Raw genomic sequence first — 26,904 nt, 5'->3', positions numbered from 1 at the left:
GGATTCACGTGTGCAGGTACAGCGGGAATTACCGGTTTCCCCTGGTGGGGGAGCCGGTGGTGAGGATGCTTGTCAACTGCCGTGGACGGGGTGGGCGCAAGACGGCGCCGGCGCGGCAGGATCAGCGAGAAGTGCGACAGAAGTTCCGCATGGACATGATTATTTACGGTTTCACTGCTGTCCGTCAAGAAATTTCGGAAGGCAATGCACGGCTATTGTTGCGCCGGGATGAATTCCACCTCTGCGGCAATATGGAATTCATTCGTCCGCTGAGGCGCCGGTCGCCCAGCACCCCCGCGAGCGCGAAAACCGTCACGGCGCAGCCGGCGCCCAGCAGTGTCCGTGGGCCCAGGCCCATCAGGGTGCCCGCGAGGGCGGTGCCGGCCGAGGAGACGGCCATCTTGAGGGCGCCCATGGACACGTACACCTGTGCGCGGGCCTTTGGCGGCGCGTACACGGCACGCACCGCGAGCGTCGCCGTGAACAGCAGGGCGCCGGCCGCACCGGTGGCGGCGAAGGTCACCACCGCGACCGCGTAGCCGGGCGCCAGGGCACAGCAGGCCACGGCGGCCGCGCTCACCGCGACCAGCACCGTCGACGTCCGCTCCGGCTCGCCCCGCAGCGGCACGATGCCGGCCACCACCGACGCGGCGAGATAGCCGAAGCCGTAGACGGCGGCCAGTGCGGCGCCCGCGTCGGCGCTGCCGGTGAGCTGGTGCCCGAGCGTGGTCGCCACGACTGTGATGCCACCGGCGACCAGCGCGGTCAGCGCCATCGCCAGCATCACGCGGCGCAGCGGGCCGACGGTCGCGATGATCCGGAAGGTCTGCCGGACCCGCAGCGGGCCTGCCGGGCCCTTCGCGGGCGGCGCTGCGACGGGCAGCGTCAGCACGGTGAGCGCGGCCACCGCCGCCGCCCCGCCCAGACACAGCACCCCGGCGCGCGCACCCAGTGCGGCCCCGGCCGCGCCGACGGCCGCGGGCCCGAACGTGTTGCCGATGCCGTACGTCGCCGAGTCCCAGCCCTCCGCCCGGCGTCGCCCCCGCTCGTCCCAGCCGTCCACGGCGGCGAGCCGGCTGCTCAGCCCGCCCGTCACCAGCGGCCCGCACAGCCCGGCGACCGTGACGAGCGCGGCGACGGCCAGGAACGGGACGCGCCCGAGCAGGGCCGCGGCCGCGGCCAGCGCGAGACCGAACACCACGAAGGAGACGGCCAGGACCCGACGGCCGTCGCGGGCCCGGTCCAGCACCCCCGCGAGCCACGGCCCCGCCACATACGGCGCGGTCAGCAGCGCGGCGAGCAGCCCGCCGAGGGCCGCACCGCCGGAACCGCCGGTGCGGACGGTCAGGGTGAACAGGCCGACGGCAGCACCGCCGCTCGCGGTGCGGACCAGGGAGGCGGTGAGGAGATAGCGGACGAGGGTGCCGCTGCGCAAGGCGCCCATGTCAGCCGTCGCCCCGCGCCTCGGCCACCGCCGTCAGCGCGAACCCGAGCCGTTTCTCGATGTCCCGCCGCACCGCCGCGACCTCCTCGGCGGCCCGGTCGGCGTCGTCGCCGACGACCCGGATCATGCCGAAGGTGTCGAAGTTGCCGTTCATCGCCCGCAGCCGGGCCCCTGGTTCCGCGCGGCTCCAGCCCGAGTGCAGGCGCGGCCGGAACTCCTCGAACCAGTCGGCCGGCAGGTCCCCGGGCACGACCGCGTCCCGGGCGGCGGCGAGGAAGGTGTGGCTGGCCGCCCGGCGCCACGGCAGCGGGTGTGCGGGCGCGGGCGCGCCCAGGAACAGATCGACCAGGATCTCGAAGACGTTGTGGTCGGTGGCCATCCGCACCGAGTCCGGCAGTGAGCCGCCGGAGATCCGCGGGTTGGCCTCCACGAGCCGGAAGCCCTTCGCCGTACGCATGACTTCGACGTGGAAGATGCCGAGGTCCAGGCCGAGGACCTCGCAGACCCGGGCCGCGTACCCGCCGAGCTCGGCCTCCTCGGCCGCGGGCAGCCCCGACGGGACCGTGCAGCCCAGCTCCAGCACCGGATTGTCGCGGCCCATCTTGCGGCCGACCGCCACCAGCGGGGTGAAGCGCTCGCCGTCCGCGGCCACCTCGACCGAGTACAGCTCGCCGACCGCCAGCTCCTCGACGATGTACCGCTCGTCCAGCTCGGCCGCCAGGCCCGGCTGCATCGACCGCAGCTCCTCGGCGGCGGCCGCGAAGTGGGCGCGCAGTCCGTCCGGCGTCTCGACGATGCTGGTGACGGCCTTGCCGACGCCCGACACCGGCTTGATCACCACCGGGTAGCCGATGCCCGCCGCGGCCTCCAGGGCCTCGGGCAGCGTGGTCACCACCGCGAATCCCAGGCTCGGTACGCCCCTCTCGCGCAGGATCTCCCGGCAGCGGCCCTTGTCGCGGGCGGCGGCGACGGCCTCGTACGGAGTTCCGCGCGCCCCGAGCCGTTCGGCGAGCCGGGCGGCGGCGAGCACGCACAGGGACAGGGTGGACAGGACGGCGTCCACGTCCCCGGGCCCGATGCCGTGCTCATGCAGCAGTCCGAGGAGCCGGCCGGCGTCCTGGAGGTCGTCGGAGTGGAGGGTCCGGTCGGCGAGCTGCTCGGCCTGCGCGCGCTCGGCGGGCGGGGTGACGAAGTCGTAGAGCGGTGAACGCAGCAGGGTCACTTCGTGACCGAGCCGCTTGGCGTGTGCGATGGACTGGACGCCCAGCGCGGTGATCTCGACGAAGACGAGGTGGGCCACGCGTGCTTCCCCTCTGCTGGGGTGGTGATGGGTGTGGGGAGTGGCCGGGGAGGGGACACGGGCCCGGGCACGGGCTCAGGGCGCGCCGCGGGAGAGCCAGTGCTCCGGCCGGACCCGGATCAGCACCGACCCTGTGGTCCGCCCGGCGCTCGCCTCGACGAACGCGTCGCCCGCCGCCGTCCCCAGATAGCGGTGCGCCAGCCTGCGCCGCTCGTCGAGCGTGGCCGGGGCGCGGAACTCCACCACCGGGCCCTCGACGCTGACGTAGGTGCGCGGCGGTTCGGTCTGCTGCACACACAGGGAGACCCGGCCGTGCCGGCGCACCAGCGCGGCCTTGCGGCTGTCCAGCGCGGTGATCAGTGTGATGTCGCCGCCGGGCGTGTAGCCGTACCAGAGCGGTACGGACAGCGGGCCGCGCCCGGCCTCGCCCGTGACGCTGACGACGGCGATGTGCGGCTCGGCCAGGAACGCCTCGCGCTCCGCCCGCGTCATGGCACGCACCTGTTGGTCCTTCCCCCGCTCACTCATGTCGTCCCAGCGTGCGGGGCGCCTCGGCGCAGGTCCAATACAGGTTTTCTCGCGGCCGATCAGCCTTGTTTATCGGGCCCTGTCCAGGCGATGTGTGTACGGGCCATGAACTGTCCGCGGGGCGGCCCGGCCCCTCGGCCCGCGGTGCCTACGATGCCCGTATGGAACTGCGCCGCCTGAAGTACTTCGTGGTGCTCGCCCGGCACCGGCACTTCGGGCGGGCCGCCGCGGAGCTGAGCATCGCGCAGCCCGGGCTGAGCCAGCAGATCAAGGTGCTGGAGCAGGAGCTGAAGGTGTCCCTGCTCGACCGGGGCCCGCAGGGCGTCACCCTCACCCCGGCAGGGCGGGCGCTGCTGGAGGGTGCCGAGCCGCTGCTCGCGGCGGCCGACGAACTGGGCGAGCGGGTGCGGGCGGTGGCCGACGGCACCCACGGCAGGCTCCGCGTCGCCTACTCCCGCTCTGGCGCCGACGACCGCATCACCGACGTGATCCGCCGCTTCCGCAAGGACCACGAGGACGTCCAGGTGTCGGTGACCACCGGCATGTCGTCCTGGTGCCTGCGCCTGCTGCAGGACGGCGGTCTCGATGCCGCCTTCGTGCGCGGGATCATCCGCGAACCGGGCATCACGGCCGCCGTCGTCGCCGAGGAGGAGGCCGCGGTGATCCTCCCGGCCGACCACCCCCTCGCCGCCCGTGACCGCCTCACCCGCCGCGATCTGCGCGGCCTGCCGGTCGTGCTGTGGCCGCGGGAGGCGGGGCCCACGCTGTACGAGGAGCTCGTCGCCGACGTGTGGCCGGACGGGCCTCCGCAACTCGCCGCCGAGGAACCGGACTTCGAGCAGGTCGTCGCCTCCGTCGCCGAGGGCACCGGCGTCTCCGTGATGGACCTCGGCCGCGCCCGCAAGCTCTGCCCGCCCGGGGTCGTCATCCGTCACTTCGCCGAGCACCCGCCCCGCTACGCCGTCTCCTTCGCCCACCGCACCAACGATCCGAACCCGGTGCTGGCCAGGTTCGCGTCGTACGTACGGCAGGCTCCCCGGTAGCGGCACGGGTTCACCCCACCCGCGTGAACACCACCGACACCTCCGGCGGGCCGCCCGCCACACCCCGGTAGATGCCCTTGTGCGGGGTGACGTCGTCGTAGTCGCGGCCGCGGGCCACCACGACATGGGACTCGTCGGCGCGGGTGCGGTTGGTCGGGTCGTAGCCGCACCAGTCACCCGCCCAGTACTCGATCCAGGCGTGGCTCTGCCCGGCGACGGGCCGGTGCAGTTCGGCCTCGCGCTCCGGGTGGAGGTAGCCGGAGACGTAACGGGCCGGCAGGCCCACGCCCCGCAGCAGCGCGACGGTGAGATGGGTGATGTCCTGGCAGACGCCCGCGCCCTGCTCCCAGGCCTCCGCGGGCGAGGTGTTCACACTGGTGGCGCCCGGCAGGTACGACACCCGGTCGGCGACCAGCGCCGAGACCGCGACCGCCGTCTCGTGCGGGCCGAGGCCGGCCGCCGCCTTCCGGGCCTTCTTCACGAGCTTGGCCGGGACCGTCGTACGGCCGGTCGGGCTCGCGAACTCCAACAGGCGGGTGTTCGCGATGCGTTCGGCCACCTCGGCCCAGGTGGGCGGGGGCGGCAGCGCCCCCGGTGGGGAGGTCTCGACCAGGCTGGAGGCGGTGATGGTGAGGTCGCCGTGCGGGTCCATCAGGTCGAAGCCGGTGACCTGGGTGCCCCAGTAGTCCCAGTACGCCCAGGTGGGGGTGGTGGGGTTGACGGTGACCCGCGCGTCCAGGGTGGTCTGGCCCGGGAGCGTCAGGGGGGTCATGCGGACCTCGTTGTGCGAGGAGGCCGCGGGCTGGGCGTAGGAGACCCGGGTGGTGTGCTCGATGCGGAGGCGGCGTACGCGTTCGGCGGTCATCTCACGCTCCTTCCTGGGCCCACTCGATGGGCCCCTGGTACGGGAAGAACCGCTCGGCCACCGCGTCCGCGGACGCCATGCAGGCCTGCTGCAGGTCGCCGAGGAGTGCGGGCAGCTGGTTCTCCAGAGCGTGCGTGTCCAGATATTCGAGACGGGTGCGGAGCCTGCCGATGGGGCGGCGCGCGGGGTCCTGGCGGGGGCGGCCGAGCGCCGTCAGGCACTCCTCCGCCGTGGTGAGCGCATGCAGCGCCGAGCGCGGGAAGTCCCGGTCCAGGAGCAGGAATTCGGCCACTCGCGGGGTGTCGCCGAAACCGCCGTACACACGGGCATACGCCTCATCGGCCCCCGAAGCGCTCAGCAGCGTCGGCCAGTCGGGCGCGTGCACGGCGTCCAGCACGCGCACGGAGAGCAGCCGTACCGTCATGTCCACCCGCTCCAGGCTGCGGCCCAGCACCACGAACCGCCAGCTGTCGTCCCGGCTCATGGTCGAGTCGGCGAGCCCGAAGAAGAGGGCGGCCCGGCGGCGCACCAGCTCCAGATAGGCGTACGGGCCGGTACGGCGGGCCGCCATCCGCTGGTCGGCCAGCGCGTGCCAGGTGGAGTTGAGGCACTCCCACATCTCGGAGGAGATGGCCTCACGGGCGCTGCGCGCATTCAACCGGGCGGCACCGAGCGCCCCCTCGATGGAGCCCGTCGAGCGGGCGTCGAAGGCCAGCTGGTCCAGGACCTGCTGCATGTCGCAGGGCCCGGCTCCCGCGTCCATGCCGAGGATCGCGTACAGCGAGCGGCAGGCCGCGTCCTCGTCGCGCCAGGGGTCCTCCAGCAGCCGGTGCAGATACGCGTCGAGGATGCGGCCCGTGGCGTCGGCGCGCTCGACATAGCGGCCGGTCCAGGTCAGGGCCTCGGCTATCCGGGACAGGATCACGTCGTTCACTGCTGCTGGGCCCCTTCCTGTACGACGGCACGGGTGCCGTCGGGTCCGAGCCGGCGCGGGGCGACGGAGGGCAGCACGGCGGCCGGTTCGGGCACCGGCTGCTCGGCGGGGCCCTCGGCGAGCACCCAGGTGTCCTTGGAGCCGCCGCCCTGGCTGGAGTTGACGATCAGGTTGCCCTCCTGGAGGGCGACACGGGTCAGGCCCCCGGGCAGCACCCAGACATCGGTGCCGTCGTTCACGGCGAACGGCCTGAGGTCGATGTGGCGGGGTGCCAAACGTTCGCCCGCGAGGGTGGGGGAGGTGGACAGGGCGACGGGCCGCTGGGCGATGAAGCCGCGCGGGTCGGCGGTGACGGCTTTGCGAGTGCGTTCCAGGGTGTCCTTGTCGGCCTTGGGGCCGATCACGATGCCCTGCCCTCCGGCGCCGTCGACGGGCTTGATCACCAGCTGGTCGATCTGGTCGAGAACCGCTTCCAACTGCCCCGGCTCGTCCGGCCGATAGGACTCGACATTGGGGAGAATCGGTTCTTCGGAGAGGTAGTAGCGGATCAGGTCCGGGACGTAGGTGTAGAGCAGCTTGTCGTCGGCGATTCCGTTGCCCACGGCGTTCGCGAGTGTGACGTTGCCCGTCATGGCGGCGCCCATGATGCCGGGGCAGCCGATCACCGAGTCGGGCCGGAAGTGGAGCGGGTCGAGGAAGTCGTCGTCCAGGCGCCGGTATACGACATGGACGGGGACCTCGCCGCGCGTGGTGCGCATCCACACGCGGTTGTTGCGGCAGACCAGATCGTGTCCCTCGACCAGCTGCACGCCCATCAGCCGGGCCAGCAGCGCGTGTTCGAAGTAGGCGGCGTTGCTCGGGCCCGGCGTGAGGACCACGACCCGCGGGTCCTGCACACCGTCGGGGGCGGCGGCCCGCAGCGCGGCGAGCAGCTTCTGCGCATACCCGTCGACGGGCACCACATGCTGTTCCGCGAACAGGGACGGGAAGATCCGGGTCATCGCCCGGCGGTTCTCGATGACATACGAGACCCCGCTGGGGACCCGCACATTGTCCTCCAGCACCCGGAAGTCCCCGGCCTCGTCGCGGACGAGGTCGATGCCCGCGACATGGATGCGGACGCCGCCCGGTGGCTCCACCCCCTGGGCCGCCCGGTGGAAGTGCGGGGAGTTGAGCAGCAGCCGCCAGGGCACCACGCCGTCCTCGAAGGCGCGGCCGTGCCCGTAGGCGTCGGCGAGATAGGCCTCCAGGGCCCTGACTCGCTGGCTCACCCCCCGTTGTATGAGATCCCATTCGAGGGCGTCGAGGATGCGCGGCACCAGGTCCAGCGGCCAGGGCCGCTCCTCGCCCGCGAAGGCGTAGGTCACGCCGCGGTCCGTGAAGGCTCTGGCCATCTGGTCGGCCCGGAACCTGAGTTCGCTCGGCTCGATGGGCTGTAGTGCTGCCAGCACCGGCTCGTAGGCGGTCCTGACCTCACCCGGCCGCTCAAACATCTCGTCCCACGCGTCGGCCAACGCGTATGCGTCAAATATGTCCGCCATGAGGGGACGTTAGAGGCGGGGTGTAACGGGGTGATCACTGGTTCATTTCCGCAAGACTTCGCGAGAAGCGCCGGGATGCGTCGTCAATTTTCCGCGGCCGTCGTCGTTGCCCGCGGCCACGCGACGGAGCCGCACATGGACGCTCTCCGTGCCCCTGCGGGGCGCGGAGAATACCTGTACGAATGGGTGTTTTCAGGCGCTCGGTTCGGGCCGAGCCGTGTTGCGGAGCTGGTCCGGGCCGCGCATAGTTGCGCTGCGACACACGGTGGAACCGGGGGTGGGATGGGCGATGGCCGGGCACGGGACGGATGAGCATCCACACGGTGCCGACCGACTGTGCGACGCCGGGGACCGCGTGTACTCCCGGGCCGTACGGCGGGGCCGGGTGGCGCGCCGGGACGCCGAACCGGTGCCGTGCCTGCTCGAGCTGGCCCTGCTGCATCCGGACCCCGACGACATGGACTGGCTGGTCCCCACGGCCCCGCAGGAGGTCATGACCAGGCTGCTGCGCGGGGTGTACGACGAGGTCAGTGCGAGCCAGCGGCGGGTCGGCGCGGCGGTCGCCGCCGTCGAGCGGTACGCGGGCCTCGGTCCCGCCACGCAGGCGGGCCCGGGCGTCGGGGAGGGGGCCGCGATCCGCGTCCTCGACGGGCTCTCGCGCATCCAGGCCGCCATGGACCAGGCGACGGAGGCCTGCACCACGGAGGTCCTCACCGTCCAGCCGGGCGGCATCCGTCCCGAGCACGAGCTCACCGAGGGGCTGCACCGGGCGCTGGCGCTGCGCGGGCGGGGCGTGCGGATGCGCGACCTGTACACGCATGTGGCCCGGCACGGGCAGGGGCTGCTCAACTACCTTGAGCTCATGGGCGGTTCGGTCGAGGCCCGCACCCTCGACGAGGTCATCGACCGGCTGATCCTCTTCGACCGCACGGTGGCGTTCATCCCGGCGAACGCGGACCGCACCCTTGCGCTGGAGCTGCGCCACCCGGCGCTGGTGGAGTACCTGGTCACGGTCTTCGAACGGCTGTGGCGCCTGGCGATCCCGCTGACCGCGCCGCTGCCCGACACCGGCATCGAGGGCATCTCGCACCGGGAGCAGTCCATCGCGGCGCTCCTCGCCGAGGGCCACCAGGACGCGGTGATCGCGGAGCGGCTCGGCATAAGCGTGCGGACGTGCCGGGCGCACATCGCACGGTTGTCGGAGACGCTGGGCGCGGCCAGCCGCACCCAACTCGGCGTCCGCATCGCCCAGGTGGGCCTCGACGGCCCCCGCCACCCGGCGGACGTCGCCCCGTCGGTCACCCTTCCGGGTCAAGAATCCCCGACTGTCCGATGAGATAGCCGAGCTGGGCGCGGCTCTCGCTGCCGAGGGTGGCCGCCAGTTCGGCGGTGGGGGCAGGATGGCGAGCAGTTCACGGGTCGCCTCCGCCGTGGCGATGGCCTCGTTGATCCGGTCGAGTCCGCTGATGACGCCGATGCCCGGCTGGTTCAGTCGCCGGCGTGAACTACCCGCCGATGCGTATGAGCGGCTCGAAGGTCTCGGCCAGCCACTGCTCGCGCAGCCGCTCGCCGGCGATGAGGTCCGCCGATGGGCGCAGCAGACGGTGGGGGCCCATGCGGCTACGGGCTCCAGTCGGCGGGGGCGGTGACGGCGGGGTACAGCAGGCCGAAGTCGACGAGGCAGGGGGCCGCGTCGGCTTCCGCTCCGCTCACGTGCCGCTCCCGCAGGGCGCGGCCGTACAGCTCCAGGCCCGCTGCGTACAGCTCCTCCGGGCCGTGCCGGTGCGCCTGCGTTGTCACGAGTGACCTCTTCCTCCGGCTTCTTCCGACGGCTTCTTCCGAACGTCCCGAGCGGTGTCAGGGCTCCTGCTTCAAGATTCCCGACTGTGCGATGAGAAAGCCGAGCTGGGCCCGGCTGCCGCTGCCCAGGGCCGTCGCGAGCTTGGCGATGTGGGCGCGGCAGGTGCGGACGTTCATGCCCAGGCGGCGGGCGATCGCCTCGTCGACATGACCCTCGACGAGGAGCTTGGCGATGGAGTGCTGGATCTCGGTGATGCCGTCGGGGGCGGTCTCGTAGGGGGCGCCGGCGCTCAGCGGGACCGCACGGGTCCACATGAACTCGAAGACCTTGATCAGGTAGCGGACGAGGCCCGGATGGCGCAGTTCGAGAGCGATCTCGCCGTCGTCGCGGGTGGGGATGAAGGCCACCGTCTCGTCGCAGATGATCAGCCGCTCGACCAGCTCGTCGATCGTGCGGTACTCCACCTTGCCGTCGGTGAACTGGGCGACGTAGGCCAGCGTCTCCGGGCTGTAGCGGGCCGGGTGCTGGTAGAGGGTCCGGATGCGGCAGCCGCGTTCGATCAGCGGCCGGTCGCGGTTCAGTCCCTGGGCGAGGGTGTGCTCGAGCCGGCGGCGGCTCGGCTGGACGGTGAGCATCTCGGTCTGGCACTGGGCCGTGGCCAGGTCGAGCGCCGCGTTGATCCGGTCGAGGCCCTCGAGGACGGTGATCGAGTGCGTGGTCGCCGTCGACTGGGCACTGAGCGTCATGAACGGCTCGAAAGCGTCTGCGAGTTCGATGGACAGCCGCCTGCGCTGGGTGATCTCGTTCTCGATCGGGTTGAGCCGCTGGGCGAGCGCGACCGAGGGGGGGACCGGGCGCAGCCAGTTCGGGTCGTCGGGATCGGGATGAAGGAGGGCGAACTCCATCAGACAGGGAGCGGGCTCCACATCCGTACGGGCGATGCGTCCCGTCCGGAGAGCGCTCCCGTAGAGGCGGCGTCCGTCCTCGCACAGATCCGTCAGTCCATGAGGATGTGTCCGCTTAGTCTCATTTATCGCCAAATCTCCACCCCCCAGGGTCCTGAACGTGCAGGAACATGATGCATCGTTTGTGTGGCCATGACGTGCCGGAATGGGCCATCGTCGTATTCGGACGGGGGAGAGGTGACCTTCAAATGAGGACGAAGCCGACTATGCATAAGAGAATGCTTCGCTCGGCGCTTGCCGCCGCCTTCTCCGCCGCCGTGGCCTTCGGAGCACTGGGCGGCCTCTCGGGGGCGAAGGGTGATGCCGCGCAGGACAGCACCTGGAAGACGACGGCCGTGTCTGCCACCCGTGCCGGCGACAGCACGTGGCTGGTAAGGGCGTCCGACGTTCCGGGTGACAGCACCTGGGTCGCTCCCAGTGACAGCACGTGGGTCGCCGGGTCATGACCACTCCACCCGACGACCGCTCCTTCCGCCGCGAAATGGCCACGGCCTACCGCTCCGGCTGGCACTTCATCGACCTTGTCACCGCGATCCCCCACTCCGGTGACTCGCTGATGGTGACCGTCTTCGGTGAGCCGGTCGTCGTCACGCGCGACGAGGACGAGGACGTACGGGCGTACCGGTGTCTGCGGCGGCCTCGGGGGGCGCCGCAGCCTGTGCGATGTGCCATTCGGTACGGAATGATCTTTGTGAATCTCGACCAACGAGACCACCGGCTGGTGGAACCGGAAACCCCCGATGTTCGGACCATCTCAGCCACCCCCCGCAGTGCCTGACGCGAATCCCCCGTCGTAACAGTTCGCTCAGGTGCTTCCCCCCGCAGCGGCGTCACCGTGACCTGAACACGGTGACGCCGCTGCAGCTTTGTGGGACATTTCCGGGTATCGGCGTATTCGGCCGCCGCCGGGTACTGGCTGAAAACAGCCCCCGGCGTCACGGCCGCCCCAGCCGTCATACGAGGCCCATCGCCCGCGTCAGCTCGATCTCGATCACCACACGTGACGGGTTCGGCCCGGGCGTGCGCCGGTAGCGCTCGGCGTACCGCCGCACCGCCTCCGCGACCCGCTCCGGCTCGGTCCGTACCACCGCCAGGCCCTCCAGCGTCGCCCAGCGCCTGCCGTCCACCTGGCACACCGCGACCCGGGCACCCCCGTCGCCGGCCGCCAGCACGTTCAGCACCTTGGCGCTCGTCCGGTTCGTGATCACCCGAGCGAGACCGGCGCCGGGATCGTAGGTGACCCCGACGGGCACCACATGCGGGCTGCCGTCCGGGCGCGGGGTGGTCAGCGTGCACAGGTGCCGTTCCCGCCAGAAATCGAGGTACGCGGCGTCGGGGGCACCCGGGTCCTGCGAATAGGTCGCCATGGCTCCGGAACTTAGCCCCCGTACTCCCCCCGCCGCCTCCTTGAGTGGAATAGACTCAACTTTGTGTACGCTGACTGAGTCAGTACTGGACTTGTGGCGGACGGCTGACCCCAGGAGGAGAACGCGACAGTGGACGCCGAGCTGACCAACCGGAGCCGGGACGCCCTCAGGGCGGCCGAGCAGCGGGCCCTGACCGAGGGGCACGCCGACCTCACCCCGGCGCACCTGCTGCTGGCCCTGCTGCAGGGCCAGGACAACGAGAACATCACCGACCTGCTGGCCGCCGTCGACGCCGACCAGGCGGCCGTACGGGCCGGAGCGGAGAAGATCCTCGCCGGGCTGCCCAGCGTGACCGGCTCGACCGTCGCGCCCCCGCAGGCGAACCGCGAGCTGCTCGCCGTGATCGCGGACGCCGCCGAGCGGGCCAGGGACCTCGGCGACGAGTACCTCTCCACCGAGCACCTGCTCATCGGCATCGCCGCGAAGGGCGGTGCCGCCGGTGACGTACTGTCCGGGCAGGGCGCCGGCGCGAAGAAGCTGCAGGAGGCCTTCCAGCAGGCGAGGGGAGGACGCCGGGTGACCACAGCCGACCCGGAGGGCCAGTACAAGGCCCTGGAGAAGTTCGGCACGGACTTCACGGCAGCGGCGCGCGAGGGCCGGCTCGACCCGGTCATCGGCCGCGACCAGGAGATCCGCCGTGTCGTGCAGGTGCTGTCGCGCCGTACGAAGAACAACCCGGTCCTCATCGGCGAGCCCGGCGTCGGCAAGACCGCCGTCGTCGAGGGACTCGCCCAGCGGATCGTCAAGGGCGACGTACCGGAGTCCCTCAAGGACAAGCGGCTGGTCGCGCTCGACCTCGGCGCGATGGTCGCGGGCGCGAAGTACCGCGGCGAGTTCGAGGAGCGCCTGAAGACCGTCCTCGCGGAGATCAAGGACTCCGACGGCCAGATCATCACCTTCATCGACGAGCTGCACACCGTCGTGGGCGCGGGCGCCGGCGGCGACTCCGCGATGGACGCCGGCAACATGCTCAAGCCCATGCTGGCGCGCGGCGAGCTGCGCATGGTCGGCGCCACGACCCTCGACGAGTACCGCGAGCGCATCGAGAAGGACCCGGCCCTGGAGCGCCGCTTCCAGCAGGTCCTGGTCGCCGAGCCGACCGTCGAGGACACCATCGCGATCCTGCGCGGACTCAAGGGCCGCTACGAGGCCCACCACAAGGTACAGATCGCCGACAGCGCGCTGGTCGCCGCCGCCACCCTCTCCGACCGCTACATCACCTCCCGCTTCCTGCCCGACAAGGCCATCGACCTCGTCGACGAGGCGGCCTCCCGCCTGCGCATGGAGATCGACTCGTCCCCCGTCGAGATCGACGAACTCCAGCGCGCCGTCGACCGGTTGAAGATGGAGGAGCTGGCGCTGGAGAAGGAGACCGACCCGGCCTCCCGCGAGCGCCTGGAGCGGCTGCGCCGCGACCTCGCCGACAAGGAGGAGGAGCTGCGGGGCCTCACCGCCCGCTGGGAGAAGGAGAAGCAGTCCCTCAACCGCGTCGGCGAACTGAAGGAGAAGCTCGACGAGCTGCGCGGACAGGCCGAACGGGCCCAGCGCGACGGCGACTTCGACACCGCCTCCAAGCTCCTCTACGGCGAGATCCCCACCCTGGAAAGGGACTTGGAGGCCGCCTCCGAGGCCGAGGAGGAGGCGTCCAAGGACACCATGGTCAAGGACGAGGTCGGCTCCGACGACATCGCGGACGTCGTCGCCGCCTGGACCGGCATCCCCGCCGGCCGCCTCCTGGAGGGCGAGACGCAGAAGCTCCTGCGCATGGAGGAGGAGCTGGGCAAGCGCCTGATCGGCCAGCAGGAGGCCGTGCAGGCCGTCTCGGACGCCGTCCGCCGCACCCGCGCCGGCATCGCCGACCCGGACCGCCCGACCGGCTCCTTCCTCTTCCTGGGTCCGACGGGCGTCGGCAAGACCGAACTCGCCAAGGCCCTCGCCGACTTCCTCTTCGACGACGAGCGGGCCATGGTCCGCATCGACATGTCGGAGTACGGCGAGAAGCACAGCGTGGCCCGCCTGGTCGGCGCCCCGCCCGGGTACGTCGGCTACGAGGAGGGCGGCCAGCTGACCGAGGCGGTGCGCCGCCGCCCGTACAGCGTGGTCCTGCTGGACGAGGTGGAGAAGGCCCACCCCGAGGTCTTCGACGTCCTCCTCCAGGTGCTGGACGACGGCCGCCTGACGGACGGCCAGGGCCGCACGGTCGACTTCCGCAACACGATCCTGGTCCTCACCTCCAACCTGGGCAGCCAGTTCCTGGTCGACCCGTTGACCAGCGAGGCCGAGAAGAAGGAGCAGGTCCTTGAGGTGGTCCGGACGTCCTTCAAGCCGGAGTTCCTCAACCGCCTCGACGACCTGGTGGTCTTCTCGGCGCTGACCAAGCCCGAGCTGAAGCGCATCGCCAAGCTCCAGATCGACCGTCTGGCCAAGCGCCTGGCGGAGCGGCGTCTCACCCTGGAGATCACCGACGAGGCGCTGGACTGGCTCGCCACGGAGGGCCTCGACCCGGCCTACGGCGCCCGCCCCCTGCGCCGCCTGGTCCAGACCGCCATCGGTGACCGCCTCGCCAAGGAGATCCTCTCCGGCGAGGTGAAGGACGGCGACACGGTCCGGGTGGACGCGTTCGGGGAGGGGCTGATCGTCGGGCCGGCCACCGGTAAGACGCTGTGACCCTGAGCGTCTCGCTGCTTCTGCATCACGGTGAGTATCGAGTCGATAGGTGATATTTGACGTAACCTCCCGGATGGTGGGCTCGTTCCTCCAGCCGGGAGGGATGTCATATGAAGCGAGTTCTGGCGGTTCAGCGCATCAGTCGTGACACGGAGGCTTCGTCGGCGCTGACACGGCAGGACGAGGCACTCACCATCGCGCTACGGCGGCGGGGCTACACCGAGGTGGGGCGTGTCGTCGACGCCACTGTGTCGGGCGCTGTCCACCTCGACCAACGCCCCAGCTTGAGGAAATGGCTCGACGATCCCCTTGTGCATGAGTGGGATGTCCTCATGGTCACCGAGCAGGACCGCATTACACGCGATGACCTGCACTGGTGGCGTTTCGTCGACTGGATCCTCAAGAACGGGAAGCAGGTCGAAGTCCTCGACGATCCGACGTTCGACATCAACTCCGAGGACGGACGGATACTGGCGGGCGCCAAAGCGGCTCAAGCTGCCAAGTACCGCAAGGCTGTTCAGGCCAAGCAACTCGACCGCACGCGGTTCTTCCGTGAGAACAGGCTCTGGAACGGCGGGATCTGGCCCTTCGGCTACCGTGCCGAGGTCTTCTCCCACCGCGGGGAATGCCGCAAGCGCCTGGCGGTCGACCCCTGCACCTCACGGCTCGTGCGTGAGGCGTACGAGCGCATTGTCCAAAGCGGCGACACTGTCTACGCAGTAGTTCAGGACTGGAACGCGCGGGGTGTACCCAGCGCCCGGGACCATCAACGCAGGGAACAGAACAAAGATCTTCCAGAACACGAGCGCAGGCCCGAGAAGGGGACTCTCTGGGCGGTGACCACGCTGCGCAACATGCTGAGGTCGCCCGCTCTGATGGGCGTGATGATGCATCGTTCCGAACCCGTCCTGGACGAGGATGGAGAGCCGGTGGTCTGGGCGGACGCCATCCTCAGCCGTGCGGAGTTCGCAGCGCTCCAGGACGCGGTCATCACCGAGAAATGCAGGGAAGAGGCCAGGCCGGAGAAGGGCTGGCGCACTCCCCTACTCGGCGTGCTCTTCTGCATCTGCGGCAGGCCCATGTACGTACGGCACCAGAAGAACCGTCTGGCCGACGGTACGACGCGGGTGCTCACCTACTACCAGTGCCGTTCTGTCTCCGAGATGAACCGCTGTGAGGCTCCCTCGACCTGGCGGGCCGAGAGCCTCCACGAGGCCGTTGAGCGACGCTTCCTGGACGAGGCCGGTGATCTGGCCGAGACGAGGCGCACCTATGTGCCGGGACGGGACCATGCCGCGGCGATCGCCGAGCTTCGGACGGCCCTCGTGAACCTCACCGCTGCTGTCGGACAGGCAGCCAGCCCGTTGGCCGTCGAGGCCTTGGCCCGGCAGATGGACGAGCACGCCAGGACAATCGAGCGGCTGGAGGCCGAGCCGGCGATCCCTGGCCGGTGGATCGAGGAGCCGACCGGTGTCGCTTACCGCGAACAGTGGTCCGCAGCTGGGGACTGGGAGGCCAGGGCGGCCCTCCTCCGTAAGGCTGGTGTTCGCTGCTTCTGCGAGGGAACGCACAAGTCGGGGACCGTGCACATGTGGTCCCCTGCGGCTCAGCAACAGCAGGCCACGGACGGAATCGACTGCCGGGAGGAGAGAGTCCGGCGCTACTTCCTGGAGCTTCGACGGGACAAGGGGCTGGGGCCGGGATTCTGGTACTCACCTCGCTGATCGGCCACGTGGTGGCAGCCCCGGGTAGGGCGGCTTGCCGCTCACGGTCCAAGAGAGAGAGGGTGGGCATGTACGTCTGGTCTCAGCGATGGCCGGACGAGCCAGACGACCGCAGGAGTGTCCAAGTATGTCCATCGACCCGTCCTCGATTCCGAACTTCGGGGGCCAGCCCGAGCCGCAGCCCCAAGGACCGGCGGGCCCCGTCGTCCCGGATCAGGACCTCGTGAAGCAGCTCCTCGACCAGATGGAGCTCAAGTACGTCGTCGACGACGAGGGTGACCTCGCGGCGCCGTGGGAGCAGTTCCGTACGTACTTCATGTTCCGTGGCGAGGGCGACCAGCAGGTCTTCTCGGTGCGGACGTTCTACGACCGCCCCCACCAGATCGACGAGAAGCCGCAGCTGCTGGAGTCCATCGACGACTGGAACCGGCGGACCCTGTGGCCCAAGGTCTACAGCCACACCCACGACGACGGCACCGTCCGTCTGATCGGTGAGGCGCAGATGCTGATCGGCACCGGCGTCAGCCTGGAGCACTTCGTCTCCTCCACGGTCAGCTGGGTGCGGGCCGCCATCGAGTTCGACAAGTGGCTCGTCGAGCAGCTCGGCCTCGAAGAGGAGATCAACGAGGCGGACGAGAAGCCCGGGGACGACGAGGAGTAGTCCTCCGCCCGCTTCCACAGCGCTACAGCTGCACAGCTCTACAGGGAGCCCTACAGCTCTACAGGGGCATCTGGGCGATCACGACCAGATACGCCCCGTACACGAACGAGAGCCCGGCCAGGGCGGCGACCACCACGGTCGCGTGCCACGGCCGGGCTCTCGCCGTACGGACCAGGGCCTGGGCGAGGGGCAGCAGGAGCGGGAAGGCGGGGAGCAGGAAGCGTGGCTTCGACTCGAAGAAGCCGGAGCCGCCGAGCGCGATCAGCAGCAGCACGCCGCTGTGGACGAGGAGCGGGAGCGGGGCGCGGTCGGCGAGCAGGAGGGCGTACAGCACGACGCCCGCCGCCACGATCACCATCGTCATCGGGAAGACGAACCGGTCCCCGTGCAGCAGCAGGTGCTTCACGAACTGGAGCGAGCCGCGCCCGAAGTCGAACCGGGAGCCCCACTGCCGCTGCACGGCGAAGTAGCCGCCGAGGAGATCGCCCTCGTGGTGTCCGACCCACAGGATGTACGCCGTCCACCCGGCCGGGGCGAGCGCGGCGCCCGTCCACAGCCTGTGGGAAACCTTGCGGCGCTCACGAAGGCACCGCCACACCTCGCAGGCCGCCGCCGCGAGCACCGCCGCGGCGACCGCGAACCCGTTGGGCCGGGCCAGCCCCGCGAGCGCCGCCAGCGAACCCGCCCACAGCCAGCGACCGGCGAGCACCGCGTACAGCGACCAGGCGGCGAACGCGGTCAGCAAGGGCTCGGTGTACGCCATGGACAGCACCACGGAGTGCGGCAGCAGCGCCCACAGCAGCACCAGCGCGAACGCGACGGCACGGCCGTGCAGCCGGGCACCGATGGCGTAGATCCCGCAGGCGGCGACGGCGGCCGCGGTCCAGGACAGCAGCAGCCCGGACGCGCCCCCGCCCAGCGGGCTCACGGCGCGCAGGGCCCGCACCAGCGCCGGGTAGAGCGGGAAGAACGCCATGTCGCTGAACATGACTCCGGTGCGGGGGTGCTGGATGCGGCCGTACCCGTGGGCGGCGATCCCCAGGTACCACACGGAGTCCCAGGACCGCCCGAGCAGCCCGAGGGCGTCCCTGCCGGTCGTCGCCCGGGCCACCAGGGCGAGCGTGGCGACACCGAGCAGCCGGACGGCGAGGAACAGACCGAGCGCGGTGGCCATGGCCGCCACCCGGGTCGCATGGACACGCCCCTGGGCGGCAGGCTCCGCGACGGCGGAACGAGTGAGGGTGCTGGCGTGGGTCACACCGGCACAGTGCAGGGTCAACCGGGCGTGCGCGAGTGCTGGGCGTCCGGCCGGGTACGGTCTTGCGGCGCTCGGCGTGGCGGCGTGACAGGCCCCGGATCAGCCCGCCAGCGCCTTGAGCCGCTTCACCGCCTCCTCCAGGACCGCCGTCTGCTTGCAGAACGCGAACCGTACGAACGGGGCGCCCGCCTCGCGGTGGTCGTAGAACACGGCGTTCGGGATGGCGACGACCCCGGCGCGCTCCGGGAGGGCCCGGCAGAAGGCGAAGCCGTCGCCCTCTTCGGACAGCACAGTTCCGAGGGGGCGGATGTCGGTGGTGATGAAGTAGGTGCCGGCCGGCTGGAAGACCTTGAAGCCCGCGTCCGCGAGGCCCGCCGCCAGCAGGTCCCGCTTGGCCAGCATGTCCTCGCGGAAGGCGGTGAAGTAGGTGTCGGGGAGCGCCAGCGCCTCGGCGACGGCGTACTGGAAGGGGCCGGAGGAGACGTACGTCAGGAACTGCTTGGCGGAGCGGACCGCCGAGACCAGCCCGGGGGCCGCCGTCACCCAGCCCACCTTCCAGCCGGTGAAGGAGAACGTCTTGCCCGCCGAGCCGATGGTGACCGTCCGGTCGCGCATGCCCGGGAAGGTCGCGAGCGGCAGGTGCTCGGCGGCGTCGAAGACCAGGTGCTCGTACACCTCGTCGGTGACGACCAGCAGGTCGCGCTCCACCGCCAGCTCGGCGATCGCGGTCAGTTCGGCGCGGGTGAGGACCGTGCCGGTGGGGTTGTGCGGGGTGTTGACGAGCAGCAGGCGGGTGCGGTCGGTGACGGCCGCGCGCAGCTCGTCGAGGTCCAGGCGGAAGCTGTCCTCGTGGGGGCGCAGGGTGACCGGCACCCTGGTCCCGCCCGCCATGGCGATGCAGGCCGCGTACGAGTCGTAGTACGGCTCCAGGGCGATCACCTCGTCGCCGGGCTCCAGCAGGGCGAGGAGGGTGGCGGCGATCGCCTCGGTGGCGCCGGCGGTGACCAGGACCTCGGTGTCGGGGTCGTACGCCAGGCCGTAGCGGCGCTCCTGGTGCGCGGAAATCGCCGTGCGCAGCTCGGGGACGCCGGGGCCCGGCGGGTACTGGTTGCCGCGCCCGTCGCGCAGGGCCCGTACGGCGGCCTCACGGACCTCCTCGGGGCCGTCCGTGTCGGGGAAGCCCTGGCCCAGGTTGATGGAGCCGGTCTGCACCGCCAGGGCGGACATCTCGGCGAAGATCGTCGTCCCGAACTCGGCGAGGCGGCGGTTGAGGAGGGGGCGGGTGCTGGAGGTCATGCCGGTCATCCTGCGCCCAGGCTGCGGAGTTCCTCAACTCACCGCTTCCACGACTGGTACCGGGCGATCGCCTTCCGCAGTTCGGTCCGCTCGGCCTCCGGCAGCTCGGCACCCTGCGTGAACGCCATGAGGTGCTCGGCGACGACACGCAGCTTGGTGTTGGTGCGCTGCGACACGTCCCGCAGGACACGCCAGGCCTCCTCGGGCGCTATCCGTCCGAGGACGACGACGGCACCGATGGCCTGGTCGACGATCGCGTGCGAGCTGACCGCCTGCTCCAGCTGGGAACACTCCGCTTCGAGACGCTCGTACTCCATGGCCAGATCGGTGGCGGACAGGAACTTCAGCGGCTGCGATCGGGAGACCGCGAAGAAGGCCATGGCTGGCTCTCCACTTGGTGAGGGCGGGGACTGGGCTCTGCTCTGCTGCTGCCCCCGGAAGAGCCTCGTACACGCATGCTCTGAAGTTCCTCAACTCTGCTTTGACCATCGAGGGCTCCGGGCATCCCCCGTTCACGCAAGACACGAGGCACCCACGGGGGGCTGCTTCGGGGGATTTCGAAAGGACGGTGGCGCCATGATCACCGGCTTCATCGTGGTGGCGGTCCTGATCGCGTTCGTGGCGATCGTCGTGAAGGCAGCGGGCAAGCGCGGGGCGAAGTCGTGCGGTGGGGGGAGCCGGAGCGGCTCGTACAGCAAGCACGGCAGCAGCGGGAGCAGCAGCTGGTGGGCCGGCGGGGGAGACGGCGGCTCTTCGGGCGGGCACCACTCCGGAGGTCATCACTCCGGGGGGCACCACTCCTGCGGGGGCGGTCACTCCTCCTGTGGGGGTGGGTCCTCCTGCGGGGGAGGGTCGTCCTGCGGTGGCGGCGGCGGATGCGGCGGAGGCAGCTGACACGGGGCGGCCGAGCTCCGCGGGGGAACCGCATACTCCCCTGTCACACCCGCCGAGCACCCGCCGGAGCGCACGCCCCGGCGGGTGCTCCTGTGCTCCGGCGTACGCCACGGCCGCCGTGGCGTACGCCGTGGTTGAACAGTTGAGCAGTGGAGCCCTCTGAGGGATGGAAACCCCACGAAGTTGGGTAAAAACGCTGTGACGGCGCCACCGTTCATGATTCCCTCTAAAACACCGGTGCGGTCCTTGGACGTCCTGCTGAGACCTTCCTGACCTCCCTGATCTCCCGACTGGGCCGACCGGGCCGTCCGGGCCGATCCCCCGGAGCCGCCCGGTGTGCCGGACCCCCCACGCCTTCCTCCTTACCTTTCTTTGTGTGCCAGCGGAGAGCCGACCCATGCTCACGACCCTGAACACCTCATACACCGACACGCGCGCGGCCGACCTCGCCTGGGCCCTTGGGCGTGAGCCGCTTCCCGCCCTGGCCACGCTCGACCTCGAACTGGCCGGGGCCAAGCTCCAGTTGAGACTCCTCGGCGCATCCCACCAGGTGCTCCTGGAGGAACAGCGGGGCACTTGTTCGGAGACGGTGGCGTGCATGCCGGGCAGCAGCACACCGCTGCCGCTGGGCGTCGCCAAACGGATGGGCGACTGGGAGTACGAGTTCGCGGCCCGGGTGGAGGTCCTGTCACCGGGGTCGTTCGCGGGGCGCGCGCAGGAGTTGCTCGCGCTGGTCTCCGACCATCCGCACGGCCTTGCAGGGGTCTTCCCCGGCAGCCCGCACGCCTTCACCGCACTGCTGGCCCAGTGGCACGAGGGCCAGGTCCACTGGCGGACCTGGCACGCGTACCCGCAGGACGGGCAGTTGGTGGCGACGCGGACCCGGGTGGGAGCTCGCGTTCCCGCGCCGCAGGTCGGTCCGCCGGACGCCTGACCCGAACACACGGCCTCAAACACGCGGGAACGAACTGTCCGGCAGTTCCACACGTGTGGGTGACGAAGCGTGAAGTTGCAGTGACGTAACGTCGCAGTCGTGATCGAACCGCACGCGCCGGCACCACCCGGCTCCCCGCCCCCCTGGGCGGGCCCGGCGCGGCTGCCCGTCCAGCCGAGCACCGGACGGTTCCTGGTGCTTGCATGCGTCTTCGTCTGCGCGGCCTGCGGACTCGTGTACGAGCTCGAACTCGTCGCCCTGGCCTCGTACTTGATCGGCGACTCGGTCACCCAGGCCTCGGTCGTCCTGTCGGTCATGGTGTTCGCCATGGGCATCGGCTCGCTCGCCGCGAAGCGGTTGCGCTGGCGTGCCGCGGCCGCCTTCGGCGCGATCGAGGCGACGCTCGCGCTCGTCGGCGGCTGCAGCGCGATGGCCCTGTACGCGGTGTTCGCGTGGACCGGCGACTGGGGAGGCCTGTGGGCGAGCGGACCGCGCTGGCTGCTGGTCGCCTTCTCCCTCACCATCGGTCTGCTGATCGGTGCCGAGGTTCCGCTCCTCATGGAGCTGATCCAGCGCATCCGGCGGCAGGACGCGGGCGGTGCGGTGGCCGACCTGTTCGCCGCGGACTACGTCGGCGCACTGGTCGGCGGTCTCGCCTTCCCGTTCCTGCTGCTGCCGCTGCTCGGCCAGTTGACCGGCGCGCTGATCACCGGCGCGGTCAACGCGATCGCGGGCGGCACCCTCGTCCTCGGCCTGTTCCGCCGTGACCTCCCCCGCCGTACCCGCTGGCTGCTGCTGGTCGCCAACCTCGCCGTGCTCGGCCTGCTCGCGGCCGCCGCCGTCCTGGTGGACGACTTCGAACAGGCGGCCAGGCACGCGGTGTACGGCCACGACGTACGGGTGGCCCTGCAGACCGGCACCCAGGAGATCGTCCTCACCGGAGGCACCGACGGCCGCCCCCTCGCCCTCTTCCTCGACGGCCGCCTCCGAGTCGGCAGCGACGAACTCCGGTACCACGAAGCCCTGGTGCACCCCGCGATGAACGGCCCGCACGCGCGCGTGCTGATCCTCGGCGGCGGCGACGGGCTGGCCGTCCGCGAAGTGCTGCGCCACACGGGCGTGCAGCGCGTGGACGTCGTCGAACTCGACGCGGGAGTCGTCCGGTTGGCCCGCCGCGACCCCGGCCTGTCGAAGCTGAACCGTCACGCCTACGACGACCCACGCGTGCGCGTGACGACCGCCGACGCCTTCCGCTGGCTGCGCACGGCGCCGACCTCGACGTACGACGTGGTGATCTCCGACCTCCCCGACCCGGGCATCACGGCCAGCACCAAGCTGTACTCCCAGGAGTTCTACGGCCTCGCCCGGCGCGCCCTCGCACCCGGTGGCCGCCTGGTGGTGCACGCCGGGCCGTTCGCCACCCGCCCGCGGGTGTTCTGGACGGTCGTGGCGACCCTGCGCGCCGCCGGTCTGCACACCGCCCCCTACCGGGTGGGCGGCCGCGACTCGGGCTTCGCCGCGGGCCCCGACCGCACGGCCGACGGCTCCCGCGCCCCGCGCGACTGGGGGTTCGTCCTGGCCTGTGCGGACACCCGCCCCCGTCTGCGCCTGGACCCGCACGGGCCGCACCCGCTCACCCTCACCCAGCGGGCCCTGACCGCGGACGGCAGGGCCGCGGCGGCCACCCGCATCCCGGGCCTGCCGGCGTCGACGCTGGTCCATCCCCGGTACTGAAGGCGGCCACGGACGGCGGCCCGTCCCGTCCCCCGAGCTCGGGACGAACCGCCGTACGCCTCCCCCCTCAGCACCGAGAATGTACGGGCGGCCCGCGCCGCCCCGAATCCCGCAGCGGATGGATCCGCGGCCCAACCCCTTGCGGTAACCGGGCGGTTCCTGCAACTTCCGTGGTACTTCCGGAGGTTGACGCCCCGGTCCGCGCACCGGCGTTACGCTGCGGCGATGCGGATCCACCCACTCGCCGCCGACGGTCTCATCGCCACGGCGCTGACGACCGTGGCCGTCCTGCTCGGCAGGGAGGCCGTCGCGCAGGGGTGGCCCGCACTCGACCCGCTCGCTTGGGCCCTCGTCCTCCTCGCCACTCTGCCGCTCGCCCTGCGCACCAAGGCCCCGGTGACCGTCTTCGCCTTCGTCCACGCGGTGGGCGTCCTCTACATCAGCCTCGGCTACTGGCCGGTGGTCATCACCTTCGGACCCATGCTCGCCGTCTACACCGTGGCGTCCGTGCGCCCGGCCCGCACCACGGCGGTCTGCGCCGCCGTGATGGGCGGCGTCTGGGTCTATGCCGGGCTGGTGACCGACGGCAGCTCGATGGCGTCCGTGCTCGCCCAGGCGGTCGCCTATCCGCTGGTGTTCTGGTGGTTCGGCCACATCGCCCGCCGAACGACCGAGCTGACCCGCCAACTCCGCGCCGAACAGGCCGAACGAGCGCGTCGCGAGGTCGCCGAGGAACGCGTGCGCATCGCCCGCGAACTGCACGACGTGGTCGCCCACCACATGGCGGTCATCAACGTCCAGGCGGGCCTGGCCCGTTTCGTCTTCACCACCGACGCACCCACCGCACGTGAGGCGCTCGACACCATCGCGGGCGCCAGCGGCGAGGCGCTGGAGGAACTGCGGCGCATGCTGGGCCTGTTGCGCGCCGAGGGCGTCTCCGGAGCGGACGGCGCCCCCGCCCCCGGCCTCGGTCAACTGGCCGAAATGGTGGACCGGGTACGCGCGGGCGGCGTCCCCGTGGACCTCCGCGTCACGGGCGAACCGCGCCCGCTGCCCCCGGGCGTCCAGCTCTGCCTCTACCGCGTCGTCCAGGAGGCCCTGACCAACGTGCTCAAGCACGCCCCCGGCGCGAACGCTGCCGTGGAACTCGCTTACCGTGCGGGCGAGATGACGGTGTCCGTCACCGACGACGGGAAGGGGGTGGATCCGGACAGAAAGCGGGGACGCGGCGGACATGGCTTGATCGGAATGCGGGAGCGGGCCAAGCTCTACGGCGGGACGATTGTCGTCGGCCCGCGCAGCGAGGGTGGATTCGGCGTGCATCTCACCCTGCCGACGTCGGTACGGGCCGCACGCCGGGGAGACGCCGACGTGGAATGACCGGCAGCCAGGACAACACCGCCGCCATCGCCGCCACCGCCGACCATGTGATCAGAGTGCTGGTCGTGGACGACCAGTTCCTCGTCCGCAGCGGACTGGTCGCGCTGCTGCGCGCCGCCCCCGGCATGGAGGTCGTGGGCGAGGCCGCCGACGGCGCCGAAGCGGTCGCCCTGGCCGCGAAGACCCGCCCCGACGTCGTCCTCATGGACATCCGCATGCCCGGCACCACCGGCATCGAGGCTACCCGCCGCATCCTCGCCGAGGCCGCCGACCCGCCCCCGCGCATCCTCGTCCTGACCACGTTCGACCTCGACGAGTACGTCTACGGCGCCCTGCGCGCCGGCGCCTCCGGCTTCCTCCTCAAGGACGCGGGACCCGAACGCCTGCTCGCCGCGGTGACCGCCGTGCACGGCGGCGACTCCCTGTTCGCCCCGGCCGTCACCCGCCGTCTGGTGGAGGCGTTCACCCGCGTGGCCGACCACTCCGGAGCGCCGCCCGGCCTGGACGCCCTGACCAGCCGTGAGGTCGAGGTCCTCAAGCTGGTCGCCCGCGGTCTGACCAACGCGGAAGCGGCCGACCGCCTGTTCATCAGCGAGGCCACGGTCAAGACCCATCTGAACCGGACGATGACGAAGCTGGGACTGACGAGCCGGGCGCAGGTGGTGGTCGTGGCATATGAGACGGGGCTGGTGACGCCTGGGGGTACGGCTTAGCGCCGGTCGGCAGCCCCCAGCAGGCCCGACACCGACGCGCGGTCACTTTCGACCAACACGGGTGCATGAGGCGGCCACCTGAGTAGGCTCGGCCGACATGGAGCATGAGGTGTTCGTTCCGGTTGCGGCCGCACGGCTGAAAGAAACCCTCGCCGACCCCGCGCAGGTGGCCCGGGCGGTTCCCGGGCTCCAGCAGGACGCGGGCGCCGAGCCCGTCACCGGACGGCTGAAAATGCGCGTCGGCAGCCACTCCGTCACCTACCGCGGCACCGTCCGCATCACCGCACAGGACGACGGTTCGTACGCCGCCGAGGGCGACGCCACCGAGACCCGCGGCACCGGCTCGGTCAAGCTCGCCCTCACCCTCCGCGTGGAGGAGGCCGACGGCGGCTCCCGGCTGACCTTCGCGGGCACGGCCTCCGCGGACGGCCGCCTCACCGAACTGCCGGCCGAACAGGTCGCGTCGGCCGCGACCCGCCTGCTGAACCGTTTCGCGGAGAGTCTGGCCGCGGGCGCGGAGGACGAGGGCACTCAGGAGCAGCCCGAGGCGCCCCAAGAGCCCGAGGAGACCGAGCCCCTCGTCACCCAGGAGTTCGAGCCCAAGGCGACCAGCGACTTCGAAACGACCCCGGACGCCGACGACGCCCCCGCCCCCGCCGCCGAGCACACCTCGGTCCACGACACCGAGGTCCCGCCGCCGTCCCTCGACCCGCTCGCCGAGGACACGGCGGACACGGGGGACACGGACGACGTGGGCGCGCCCCCCGCCGAAGCGGCCCACGCCCGCCGCACGATGATCGGCCGCAGCGCCGAGGAGGTCGACCACGCCCCGCCCCGCGGCCGCTACGCCCCCGTCCCCGCCCCGCAGACGGTCTCCCCCGGCTCCTCCCTGCGCTGGGCGGCCCCGGCGGCGGCCGTCGTGGTCGCGTCGGCGATCGTCGTGGGCCGGCTGCTGCGCAGGCGTCACTGACGGCGGTCTTGATCGCCCCAGTAGGGTCGTCCCGTGAGTAACGAAGACATCACGCTGACCGCGGGCGACGCGGAGGTGACCGTGCAGCCGGGCAACGGCGGCCGGGTCGGAGGACTGCGCGTCGGCGGCATGGAACTGCTCCGCCAGGGCGAACGGTTCGGCTGCTTCCCGATGGTCCCCTGGTGCGGGCGGATCCGCGACGGCCGCTTCCGGGACGGCGCCACCGTCCAACAGATGCCGCTCAACTCCCCGCCGCACGCCATCCACGGCACCGTCCGCGACGGCGCCTGGCGCCCCGCGCGCGTGAACGCCGACGAGGCCGTCCTCACGTACGACCTGGTCGAACCCTGGCCCTACGCGGGCCGCGTCACCCAGCAGTTCGCGCTCACGCCCGACTCCCTGACCCTGACGATGGCCGTGGAGACGATCGACTCCTCCTTCCCGGCGCAGATCGGCTGGCACCCCTGGTTCAACCGGAACCTCGGGGGCAAGGACGTACAGCTCGACTTCACTCCCGCGTGGCAGGAGGAGCGCGGCGAGGACCATCTGCCCACCGGCAACCGCGTCGACCCGGGCCCCGGCCCCTGGGACGACTGCTTCGGCATGCCCGGCGGCGTGGACGTCACCCTCACCTGGCCGGGGCAGCTGGAGCTGAAGGTCACCAGCCGCGAGGAGTGGGTCGTCGTCTACGACGAGCAGCAGGAGGCCGTCTGCGTGGAACCCCAGACCGGCCCGCCCAACGGCCTGAACACCCTGCCCCGCCTGGTCACCCCGCTGGAGCCGCTCGAGGCCTCGACCACCTGGACCTGGCACCGCCTTTAAGCT

General features: G+C 71.4%; 24 protein-coding genes and 1 pseudogene. 12 read left to right on the top strand and 13 right to left on the bottom strand.

Translation table 11 applies throughout. From position 1 onward, the window contains the following. Positions 1 to 184: 184 nt before the first annotated feature. The 3 genes from ABD355_RS39880 to ABD355_RS39870 form a co-directional block, all read right to left on the bottom strand. Complete coding sequence (locus tag ABD355_RS39880; RefSeq protein WP_344406050.1) at positions 185 to 1,435, bottom strand: MFS transporter; 1,251 nt, start codon at positions 1,433 to 1,435, stop codon at positions 185 to 187. A 10-nt stretch (positions 1,436 to 1,445) separates the two neighbouring features. Continuing rightward, on the bottom strand, positions 1,446 to 2,744 hold the full coding sequence (locus ABD355_RS39875) for an ATP-grasp domain-containing protein (RefSeq protein ID WP_344406048.1): 1,299 nt from the start codon (positions 2,742 to 2,744) through the stop codon (positions 1,446 to 1,448). Positions 2,745 to 2,819: 75 nt separating this feature from the next. Next, the gene (locus tag ABD355_RS39870) at positions 2,820 to 3,272 is read right to left on the bottom strand and encodes a pyridoxamine 5'-phosphate oxidase family protein (RefSeq protein WP_344406047.1); all 453 of its coding nucleotides are present in this window, start codon (positions 3,270 to 3,272) and stop codon (positions 2,820 to 2,822) included. 161 nt (positions 3,273 to 3,433) lie between these two features. On the opposite strand from ABD355_RS39870, the gene ABD355_RS39865 reads away from it, so the two are divergent. Then, positions 3,434 to 4,315: a LysR family transcriptional regulator gene (locus ABD355_RS39865; RefSeq protein ID WP_344406046.1), complete on the top strand. Its 882-nt coding sequence runs from the start codon at positions 3,434 to 3,436 to the stop codon at positions 4,313 to 4,315. A gap of 10 nt (positions 4,316 to 4,325) precedes the next feature. On the opposite strand, the gene ABD355_RS39860 is transcribed toward ABD355_RS39865, so the two are convergent. The 3 genes from ABD355_RS39860 to ABD355_RS39850 are packed head-to-tail and all read right to left on the bottom strand — an operon-like array spanning position 4,326 to position 7,655. Beyond that, positions 4,326 to 5,180, bottom strand: a complete 855-nt coding sequence (locus tag ABD355_RS39860; RefSeq protein ID WP_344406045.1) for a transglutaminase family protein — start codon at positions 5,178 to 5,180, stop codon at positions 4,326 to 4,328. A gap of 1 nt (position 5,181) precedes the next feature. Beyond that, positions 5,182 to 6,114 (bottom strand): alpha-E domain-containing protein, encoded by a 933-nt coding sequence (locus ABD355_RS39855; RefSeq protein WP_344406044.1) that lies wholly within the window; start codon positions 6,112 to 6,114, stop codon positions 5,182 to 5,184. Further along, entirely contained in the window at positions 6,111 to 7,655 is a 1,545-nt protein-coding gene (locus ABD355_RS39850) for a circularly permuted type 2 ATP-grasp protein (protein ID WP_344406043.1), read from the bottom strand. The genes ABD355_RS39855 and ABD355_RS39850 overlap by 4 nt, the downstream gene beginning before the upstream one ends. Before the next feature lie 289 nt (positions 7,656 to 7,944). Between ABD355_RS39850 and ABD355_RS39845 the strand changes: the two genes are divergently transcribed. After that, a complete protein-coding gene (locus ABD355_RS39845; protein ID WP_344406042.1) occupies positions 7,945 to 8,991 on the top strand; it encodes a helix-turn-helix transcriptional regulator in 1,047 nt (348 codons plus the stop codon). Here the strand turns inward: ABD355_RS39845 and ABD355_RS39840 are convergent. The 3 genes and pseudogenes from ABD355_RS39840 to ABD355_RS39830 all read right to left on the bottom strand — a co-directional run. Further along, positions 8,954 to 9,043 (bottom strand): annotated as a pseudogene (locus ABD355_RS39840) (helix-turn-helix transcriptional regulator); the annotation flags it as partial. The gene ABD355_RS39845 and the pseudogene ABD355_RS39840 sit on opposite strands and share 38 nt — an antisense overlap. Positions 9,044 to 9,275: 232 nt before the next feature. After that, a complete protein-coding gene (locus tag ABD355_RS39835) occupies positions 9,276 to 9,455 on the bottom strand; it encodes a hypothetical protein (RefSeq protein ID WP_344406040.1) in 180 nt (59 codons plus the stop codon). Positions 9,456 to 9,512: 57 nt separating this feature from the next. Then, on the bottom strand, positions 9,513 to 10,457 hold the full coding sequence (locus tag ABD355_RS39830) for a helix-turn-helix transcriptional regulator (RefSeq protein WP_344406130.1): 945 nt from the start codon (positions 10,455 to 10,457) through the stop codon (positions 9,513 to 9,515). A gap of 406 nt (positions 10,458 to 10,863) precedes the next feature. Between ABD355_RS39830 and ABD355_RS39825 the strand changes: the two genes are divergently transcribed. Beyond that, positions 10,864 to 11,199 (top strand): Rieske (2Fe-2S) protein, encoded by a 336-nt coding sequence (locus ABD355_RS39825; RefSeq protein WP_016437222.1) that lies wholly within the window; start codon positions 10,864 to 10,866, stop codon positions 11,197 to 11,199. 175 nt (positions 11,200 to 11,374) lie between these two features. On the opposite strand, the gene ABD355_RS39820 is transcribed toward ABD355_RS39825, so the two are convergent. Next, positions 11,375 to 11,788, bottom strand: coding sequence for a pyridoxamine 5'-phosphate oxidase family protein (locus tag ABD355_RS39820; RefSeq protein ID WP_344406039.1), 414 nt, complete (start codon positions 11,786 to 11,788; stop codon positions 11,375 to 11,377). Between the two features lie 129 nt (positions 11,789 to 11,917). Between ABD355_RS39820 and clpB the strand changes: the two genes are divergently transcribed. The 3 genes from clpB to ABD355_RS39805 all read left to right on the top strand — a co-directional run bounded on the left by clpB (position 11,918) and on the right by ABD355_RS39805 (position 16,900). After that, entirely contained in the window at positions 11,918 to 14,515 is a 2,598-nt protein-coding gene (gene clpB / locus ABD355_RS39815) for an ATP-dependent chaperone ClpB (protein ID WP_344406037.1), read from the top strand. 110 nt (positions 14,516 to 14,625) lie between these two features. Continuing rightward, on the top strand, positions 14,626 to 16,239 hold the full coding sequence (locus ABD355_RS39810) for a recombinase family protein (RefSeq protein WP_344406036.1): 1,614 nt from the start codon (positions 14,626 to 14,628) through the stop codon (positions 16,237 to 16,239). 127 nt (positions 16,240 to 16,366) lie between these two features. Beyond that, on the top strand, positions 16,367 to 16,900 hold the full coding sequence (locus ABD355_RS39805; RefSeq protein ID WP_344406035.1) for a YbjN domain-containing protein: 534 nt from the start codon (positions 16,367 to 16,369) through the stop codon (positions 16,898 to 16,900). A gap of 58 nt (positions 16,901 to 16,958) precedes the next feature. Here ABD355_RS39805 and ABD355_RS39800 read toward each other — a convergent pair whose 3' ends face one another. The 3 genes from ABD355_RS39800 to ABD355_RS39790 all read right to left on the bottom strand — a co-directional run bounded on the left by ABD355_RS39800 (position 16,959) and on the right by ABD355_RS39790 (position 19,834). Then, positions 16,959 to 18,158, bottom strand: a complete 1,200-nt coding sequence (locus tag ABD355_RS39800; protein ID WP_425585840.1) for a mannosyltransferase family protein — start codon at positions 18,156 to 18,158, stop codon at positions 16,959 to 16,961. Positions 18,159 to 18,257: 99 nt separating this feature from the next. After that, positions 18,258 to 19,463 (bottom strand): pyridoxal phosphate-dependent aminotransferase, encoded by a 1,206-nt coding sequence (locus ABD355_RS39795; protein ID WP_344406034.1) that lies wholly within the window; start codon positions 19,461 to 19,463, stop codon positions 18,258 to 18,260. Between the two features lie 29 nt (positions 19,464 to 19,492). Continuing rightward, a complete protein-coding gene (locus tag ABD355_RS39790) occupies positions 19,493 to 19,834 on the bottom strand; it encodes an ANTAR domain-containing protein (RefSeq protein ID WP_344406033.1) in 342 nt (113 codons plus the stop codon). 911 nt (positions 19,835 to 20,745) lie between these two features. Here ABD355_RS39790 and ABD355_RS39785 point away from each other — a divergent pair. From ABD355_RS39785 to ABD355_RS39760, 6 genes are all read left to right on the top strand, one after another. After that, complete coding sequence (locus ABD355_RS39785; protein ID WP_344406032.1) at positions 20,746 to 21,282, top strand: DUF2617 family protein; 537 nt, start codon at positions 20,746 to 20,748, stop codon at positions 21,280 to 21,282. 99 nt (positions 21,283 to 21,381) lie between these two features. Beyond that, positions 21,382 to 23,016: a polyamine aminopropyltransferase gene (locus tag ABD355_RS39780; protein WP_344406030.1), complete on the top strand. Its 1,635-nt coding sequence runs from the start codon at positions 21,382 to 21,384 to the stop codon at positions 23,014 to 23,016. Between the two features lie 225 nt (positions 23,017 to 23,241). Further along, complete coding sequence (locus tag ABD355_RS39775) at positions 23,242 to 24,396, top strand: sensor histidine kinase (RefSeq protein ID WP_344406029.1); 1,155 nt, start codon at positions 23,242 to 23,244, stop codon at positions 24,394 to 24,396. Then, complete coding sequence (locus ABD355_RS39770) at positions 24,393 to 25,109, top strand: response regulator transcription factor (RefSeq protein WP_344406028.1); 717 nt, start codon at positions 24,393 to 24,395, stop codon at positions 25,107 to 25,109. Before ABD355_RS39775 ends, ABD355_RS39770 begins: the two co-directional genes overlap by 4 nt. A gap of 97 nt (positions 25,110 to 25,206) precedes the next feature. Continuing rightward, on the top strand, positions 25,207 to 26,079 hold the full coding sequence (locus ABD355_RS39765) for an SRPBCC domain-containing protein (protein ID WP_344406027.1): 873 nt from the start codon (positions 25,207 to 25,209) through the stop codon (positions 26,077 to 26,079). A 33-nt stretch (positions 26,080 to 26,112) separates the two neighbouring features. Then, positions 26,113 to 26,901 (top strand): aldose epimerase family protein, encoded by a 789-nt coding sequence (locus ABD355_RS39760; RefSeq protein WP_344406026.1) that lies wholly within the window; start codon positions 26,113 to 26,115, stop codon positions 26,899 to 26,901. The last annotated feature ends 3 nt before the right edge of the window (positions 26,902 to 26,904 follow it).

This window comes from Streptomyces longisporus, assembly GCF_039532765.1.
Taxonomy (GTDB): Bacteria; Actinomycetota; Actinomycetes; order Streptomycetales; family Streptomycetaceae; genus Streptomyces; species Streptomyces longisporus.
This window is presented reverse-complemented; position numbering and strand designations above follow the sequence as displayed.